The sequence below is a fragment of the uncultured Fibrobacter sp. genome (assembly GCF_947166265.1).
Classification (GTDB): domain Bacteria; phylum Fibrobacterota; class Fibrobacteria; order Fibrobacterales; family Fibrobacteraceae; genus Fibrobacter.
Window position 1 is genome coordinate 1 of record NZ_CAMVDO010000073.1, and the last position, 5898, is coordinate 5898.

7 protein-coding genes are annotated in these 5898 nt (G+C 49.3%); 1 reads left to right on the forward strand and 6 read right to left on the reverse strand.

What is annotated here, in order from left to right; translation table 11 throughout:
- Positions 1-227: 227 nt before the first annotated feature.
- From Q0W37_RS15025 to Q0W37_RS15040, 4 genes are all read right to left on the reverse strand, one after another.
- Positions 228-1106 carry a phosphatase PAP2 family protein gene (locus tag Q0W37_RS15025; protein WP_297702359.1) on the reverse strand — a complete coding sequence of 293 codons (879 nt, stop codon included), beginning with the start codon at positions 1104-1106 and terminating at the stop codon, positions 228-230.
- Between the two features lie 24 nt (positions 1107-1130).
- The gene (locus tag Q0W37_RS15030) at positions 1131-1484 is read right to left on the reverse strand and encodes a cyclophilin-like fold protein (protein WP_297702360.1); all 354 of its coding nucleotides are present in this window, start codon (positions 1482-1484) and stop codon (positions 1131-1133) included.
- Positions 1485-1806: 322 nt separating this feature from the next.
- Positions 1807-3000 carry an alpha/beta hydrolase gene (locus Q0W37_RS15035; RefSeq protein WP_297702361.1) on the reverse strand — a complete coding sequence of 398 codons (1194 nt, stop codon included), beginning with the start codon at positions 2998-3000 and terminating at the stop codon, positions 1807-1809.
- A gap of 17 nt (positions 3001-3017) precedes the next feature.
- The gene (locus Q0W37_RS15040; protein WP_297702362.1) at positions 3018-3557 is read right to left on the reverse strand and encodes a flavodoxin family protein; all 540 of its coding nucleotides are present in this window, start codon (positions 3555-3557) and stop codon (positions 3018-3020) included.
- A gap of 185 nt (positions 3558-3742) precedes the next feature.
- Between Q0W37_RS15040 and Q0W37_RS15045 the strand changes: the two genes are divergently transcribed.
- Positions 3743-4264, forward strand: coding sequence for a GNAT family N-acetyltransferase (locus tag Q0W37_RS15045; RefSeq protein WP_297702363.1), 522 nt, complete (start codon positions 3743-3745; stop codon positions 4262-4264).
- Positions 4265-4363: 99 nt separating this feature from the next.
- Here the strand turns inward: Q0W37_RS15045 and Q0W37_RS15050 are convergent, their stop codons facing one another.
- Both Q0W37_RS15050 and Q0W37_RS15055 read right to left on the reverse strand, forming a co-directional pair.
- Positions 4364-4936 carry an ORF6N domain-containing protein gene (locus Q0W37_RS15050; protein WP_297702364.1) on the reverse strand — a complete coding sequence of 191 codons (573 nt, stop codon included), beginning with the start codon at positions 4934-4936 and terminating at the stop codon, positions 4364-4366.
- A 264-nt stretch (positions 4937-5200) separates the two neighbouring features.
- Positions 5201-5898: restriction endonuclease subunit S (locus Q0W37_RS15055; protein WP_297702365.1), on the reverse strand; the 698-nt coding region annotated here is incomplete at its 5' end.

A 5898-nucleotide genomic window follows, 5' to 3' on the forward strand; every position in this document is an offset into this window, starting at 1 on the left:
TGGATTAAATCATTGTATCACATCAGTTTTAGGAAAGCAAGTACCTAAAAGAAATGGATTGAGGATTTTTTGCTAGCCGAGGTCGGGCGTACGGAATAGCCCGACAGAGCCACACAACTTTCTACGCACTTGTACACTAAATATAAATTACCAGAACACGATTGTCAAGAGGTTTATGCATTTTTTCTCTTTCATCGTTACACAAAGTTGTGTACCAGGCGTTTGGCTTATATTCTCACGCTGAGCACGGCGCCTTTGGTGTCGTCAAAGAATAGCGGGGCGATGGTGACCTTGGGCGGGGTCTGCTTTTCGCCGACCTTTTCCTTATAGAACACGCTGCCGATGTACCAGCCGATGGAGGCTCCCATCAGGGTTCCTGCGACGGCGTCGGAGAACCAGTGGGCTTCGCCTTTTGCGCCGAGCACCATGCTTGTCGCGATGTAGCCCGCATACAGGGCGCAGCCCGCCACGACGAGAGGCTTGTCGCGGTTGTAGCTTGCGATGCTCATGGCCATGGCCGCGTTGGTCATGGAATGCCCCGAGGGCCAGCCGTAAAATACTCCGCGCCTAAAAAATCCCCACTTGAAATCGCGGGAACGCTCGCCGCTGTTGAGTTCCGCGTCAGGGTGCTCGCGAGCCGAAATCGCCTTGAGGATGTTGTTGTAGAGGAACGCCACGGCGGTAGCCTGCACGGCGACGGCGCCGGTGTTGTTCAGCGCGCGGTTGTCGCTGAAAAAATACATGTATCCCGGAACAAGAATCGGGAAGAACGTCCCCATCATCATGCCGGGAGTGAACGCGATGCCGTACGTGAGTTGATCCTGACGTGCCGCAAAACGGGCCACCATCAAGTCGTTATTTTCCATCGAAAACTTGTACGTAAGCGCTCCGCCGAGCATGTGGAATCCGAGCGGCCAGCCGAACGCACTCAGCAGCATGTTATGACCCAGGTGATCGAACGGGGAAAGCTTTGGCGCGGTATCGACGGCGGCGGAGTCCGCGCTTGTCGAATCAATCGCGGGCGTTTCAGCATGTGCGAAACCGGCAAATGCAGTGAACAGCACAAGCGTAAAATGTGTTCTGAATTTCGTCAGCAAACGCGTCATCGTCTTTCCGAAGGAAATATACGTTTATTCCACAGAGAATGTAGCCTTCACGTTCCCTTTGCCGAGGATCTGCTGGAGGCGTTTCTTGTTCACGTTGTCGATGCGGGCCAGGCGCGTGAAGTTCCAGGAATTCTTGTCGTAGTAAATGGTGATGGCATTGCCCTGGTAAAGGATGATGTCGCCTGCGTCGGTGTCGATTTGCTTGTCGTTACGCGGAAAACTGCGCGGCAGGTCGGCCACCTTCTCGAAACTGCCGTAATCGTGCATGTCGAGCGTCATGTCGCCCTGCGCGAGGAATTCGGCGAAAGCCTTGGCCGAGGAATTTTCTTCGAGCGTCGCCGTGAAGGTGGTATCGTTCACATAGATTTTAAGTTTCACGGGAGCCTCCCCCACTTTAGATGTTGAACTTGCGGACGATTTCGGCGTTTGGGATTCAGGTTGCGTCGGTTTGACAGACGACGCCGCGTCAGAAGAGCAAGCTGCGAACAGCAATAAAATGACAATGTATAGGATACGTCCTTTCATAAAAACTCTCTGAAAAATTTAATTCAATAATAAAAAGGAGATCCCCACCTTGGTGGCCATGCGCACTAAGCACTTCCCCAAAGAGGATAACTCTACTATGGCAACAAGTTGCCAAGTATCGTATAAAAGTGCTAAGTGCTGTCCGCCCGCCTACGCGGGGATGACATCAATCAAGTTACTTCAAATTCGCCTTGAAGAATTCGTTCAGCTTTTCGAAGGGGATTTTTTCCAGGTTGTCGTAGAGGTCCACGTGGGAGGCTCCGGGGATGACGAGGAGTTCCTTGTTGCCGACGGTCTTGCTCCAGTTCTTGGTGGCGTCGAGTTTTGCGGGGACGTTCGCCTTCTTGCCGGTCATCTTTTCGAATGCGCCTTCGCCGAAGTAGCGGCTGTGGGCCTTTTCGCCGTGGATGATGAGCACCGGGTTACGGATTTCGTCGGCGTACGCGAGGAGCTTGGTGTTCATGAGCGAGGTGCCTGCGGAAGCGGCCCAGCCCTTGTTGCTGTTGAGGGAGCGCTTGTGGTAGCCGCGCGGGGTCTTGTAGTAGGCGTAGTAATCCTTGACAAAGTAAGGAGCGTCGTCCGGGAGCGGGTCCATGACACCGCCGGCCAGGTCGTACGTGCCGTTCTTGAAATCCTTGGTGCGCTGGGCCATCAATGCCTTGCGGGCCTCGTTGCGGGCGTCGGCGTTGTTTGCCGCATCGAAGTAGCCGTTTGCGGATACGCGGCTCATGTCGTACATGGTCGAGGCAACCGTCGCCTTTACGCGGGTGTCGATGCCGGCGGCGTTAATCGCCATGCCGCCCCAGCCGCAAATGCCGATGATGCCGATGCGTTCCGGGTCAACGTTGTCGCGGGTCGAGAGGAAGTCCACGGACGCCATGAAGTCTTCGGTGTTGATGTCCGGGCTGTTCATGTAGCGCGGCTCGCCGCCCGATTCGCCGGTGAAGCTCGGGTCGAATGCGATGGTCAGGAATCCGCGTTCCGCCATCTGGTGGGCGTAAAGGCCGCTGGACTGTTCCTTGACGGCGCCGAACGGGCCGGATACTGCAATCGCCGGGAACTTGCCGTTCACCTTGAGGCTCGTGTCCTTGGGCACGAACATGTCGGCGGCGAGTTCAATGCCAAAATGATTCTTGAAAGTGACCTTGGAATGTTCGACCTTGTCGCTCTTGGGGAATACCTTGTCCCATTCGGCGGTGAGCGTGAGCTTGTTCATATTTTCGTCCTTTGTCTGTTGCGCGGCTTCTGTTGCCGGTGCGGCGGTTTTGGCCGCATCCTGTGCGGCGTTGTTTTCTTTTTCGGGGGTACATGCCATCAGGGTGCATGCGGAAACCACGGCGAGCGCCGCTTTAAAGAATTTGGATTTCATGAGTTATCTCCTTGTTGTTAAGCACTCTTGCCCATGGCAAAAACTTTTTTCAAAAACGCCGTTCGTTCCTTGACATCGCCGGGATTCTCGGCACCGGTGGCACAGATGCCGCCTTTGAATTTTACTCCATCAAAGCATGCGATCCACCCGCTGATACCGCGCTTTGCGATGTTCATCGCCTTCTTGTCGGTATCGGCAGCGGAAGCGAGCAGGTAAATCTCGCGGAACTTGAAATCGCTCGTATAAAGGGAATTGGCGCGATCGAGCATCGTCTTGAGCTGACCGCTCATCTCGTAATAGTAAATCGGCGTCGCAAATACAATGACTTCGGCCTTCTTCATTTTCTCGGTGATGGCGTTTGCATCGTCATTGATGACGCACTTGCCCTTCTTCTGGCAGGCAAGGCAACCCGTGCAGAAAGCAATCTTCTTGCCCCGCAGCGAAACGACTTCCACCTTGTTGCCAGCCTCGGCGGCACCCTTCGCAAATTCCTGCGCCATCGCCTCGGAATTGCTCTTAGTACGCAAACTGCTCGAAATCACTAGAACGTTTTTCATAATTGTTTTCCTTTGAGGTGGTCATGCCCGCAGGCATCTCCCTTTACGCTCATAATATAACTAAAACGCCTTGCAATAGCAAATACTTATTTACTATCGTTTGCTATGCTTTTTAGGCATATATATGCGATATAAGCAGATATATGTAGCATCGCATTTGTGCCAAAAATTGTACATTCTCAAATATGCCAACCACTTTCGAATTACGCCCCGTTGAAGATTCCGATTTATCTTCGTTCAAGGCTTATGCACAAGAGGCCTTTCAGAAAGGCTTCGAGGAACATTTTGGTAAATCGGAGCAGACCATTTTGCCCGAAAGGGACATCGACGCATCGTTATCGGCAAAGGGCGCAATCGCCTACAAAGCCGTACTGGACGGGGAAATGGTCGGCGGAGCAATCGTCAATATAGACAACGCAACAGGCGTCAATCATCTAGACTTTTTATTCGTGCGACACGGAACGCAAGGCAAAGGCGTCGGGAAAAAAATCTGGTTCGAAATTGAAAAGTTCCACCCTGAGACAAAAGTCTGGAGAACCTGTACGCCGTATTTTGAACGCCGCAACATCCATTTCTACGTGAACGTCTGCGGTTTCCGCATTGTCGAATTTTTCAACGAGAAGCACCCTATGCCCGACAGCCCCGAAGATTTTATCGGTGACGGAAACGAAGGAATGTTCGAATTCGAAAAGACATGTTCTCACTAAACCACTTGCTGAAAACGGTACACAAAATTGTGGCCCACAAAGTTGTGTACCAGACGGGCGCACCCATTTTACCCAGATTGGCTTAAAAAATAAGCCAATTTACATCTTTTTAACCCTCTTAACCGTATGAGTCAATTTACCAATAAGAAAATTCAATTCCAGAGATGATTCTGTTTCTGTAGTCTCCAAATCAGGCATAACAACTTCTGACAAAACATCTCCAAAGCTCTTCATGATAGACATCTGTTTTCTCTTATCCGACTCTTGATGCAGTTCGACAAGTTCCTTTTTTAATGTGCGAACCATTGCGAATGTTTCAATAATGGCAAAGGTTGTGTTTACAGCAGCCTTGCTTTTTAAAATCGTAGCAAGCATGTAGAGCCCCTTTTCAGTAAATACCTTGGGCAGAACGCGGCTTTTGGAGGATACTGTTGCGGTCGAAATTTTCGACCGCAAATATTCGGTCTCCGCAGCATCAAGCTGAAACATGTAGGTTTCAGGAAATTTTTCAGGGTTATTGTGGACCGCTTCATTAATCCGTCGTGTTTCTACGCCGTATAGACGCGCCACATCAGCATCGACGATAACGTTTTGTTCTCTTATCACGACAATTTTGCTTTGCACATCTTTCATCAAGACAGGCATCTGTATTGTCGGATCGTCATTCTTCATCTTTTACTCCTCTCCGCCTACAAGCATAAAAAGGCGGGGCTTTGAATTTTTTCGTGCGCAAGAAACAAATTTCTACACATTTGCGTACTAAATATCAATCACAAAAAACGGATTGTCAAGAGGTTTGTGCGACTTTTTTGGAAAGGGGAAAGCATTCCCCTCGGCAAAGCCTGTAGTCTTTGCCTACCCTTTCACCTAGGGGCAAGCCCCTAAAACCCCTGAATTGTCATGCCCGCGAAGGCGGGCATCTCCTGTTCTAGTTGATTAAAGGCAAGACGAATACGGAAGCGACTTGATGTAATCTTCCATAAATTGCCAATCAGGTTCGTATTTATTGGGGGCGATTTTTTTCGCGGGGAGTTTGATTTTATGGACATCAAAGGTCTTTTGACGATATTGGCGTCCATACGCGCATTTATAGTCATCTCTGTTAATTATGGTAGCAATAAACATTCCATTAAAAACATTTAGTTTAGAAGCCTTAAGAACTAGTATGTTGTCGTCACAACAGAAATCAAATCCTCTATAACAACTAAAGCCAAACATATCTATTGTTATAGCATTTTGATAAACTTTCATATCACTATTAGAAATATAATCAGCGATACCTTCGTTTTCAGATCCGGCGGTAATTAAAGGAATATCTCCTTTTTCTCGATCAGGTTTTGTAAGGCGTGTACCGCGCTCTTTTGAAAATTTTTTTGACAATTCAAACCATTTCCATCCATCTGTGCTTAATTTCATTTTTTTTGACAAAAGGGGCTTGTTTGTAAATTGAAACAATACATCTGGTCGACTACAAGCTACAAGAAATGCCGCATAATCTCTCATTTTCCTAATAAAATCATCATCACAAAGTGTACCATAATCCGTTTCCATGTAGGCTTCGGCACACCATTCATCCTCAGCTTGGACTTCATGGCGCACGGAAAGGCCTGGAACTTCTTTGAGATTTTTGTACG

Excerpts from the sequence above, each read along its gene's own strand:
- Q0W37_RS15035 (WP_297702361.1), bottom strand. The coding sequence starts at position 3,000 with ATGAAATCCAAATTCTTTAAAGCGGCGCTCGCCGTGGTTTCCGCATGC.
- Q0W37_RS15025 (WP_297702359.1), bottom strand. The coding sequence starts at position 1,106 with ATGACGCGTTTGCTGACGAAATTCAGAACACATTTTACGCTTGTGCTG.
- Q0W37_RS15045 (WP_297702363.1), top strand. The coding sequence starts at position 3,743 with ATGCCAACCACTTTCGAATTACGCCCCGTTGAAGATTCCGATTTATCT.
- Q0W37_RS15040 (WP_297702362.1), bottom strand. The coding sequence starts at position 3,557 with ATGAAAAACGTTCTAGTGATTTCGAGCAGTTTGCGTACTAAGAGCAAT.
- Q0W37_RS15050 (WP_297702364.1), bottom strand. The coding sequence starts at position 4,936 with ATGAAGAATGACGATCCGACAATACAGATGCCTGTCTTGATGAAAGAT.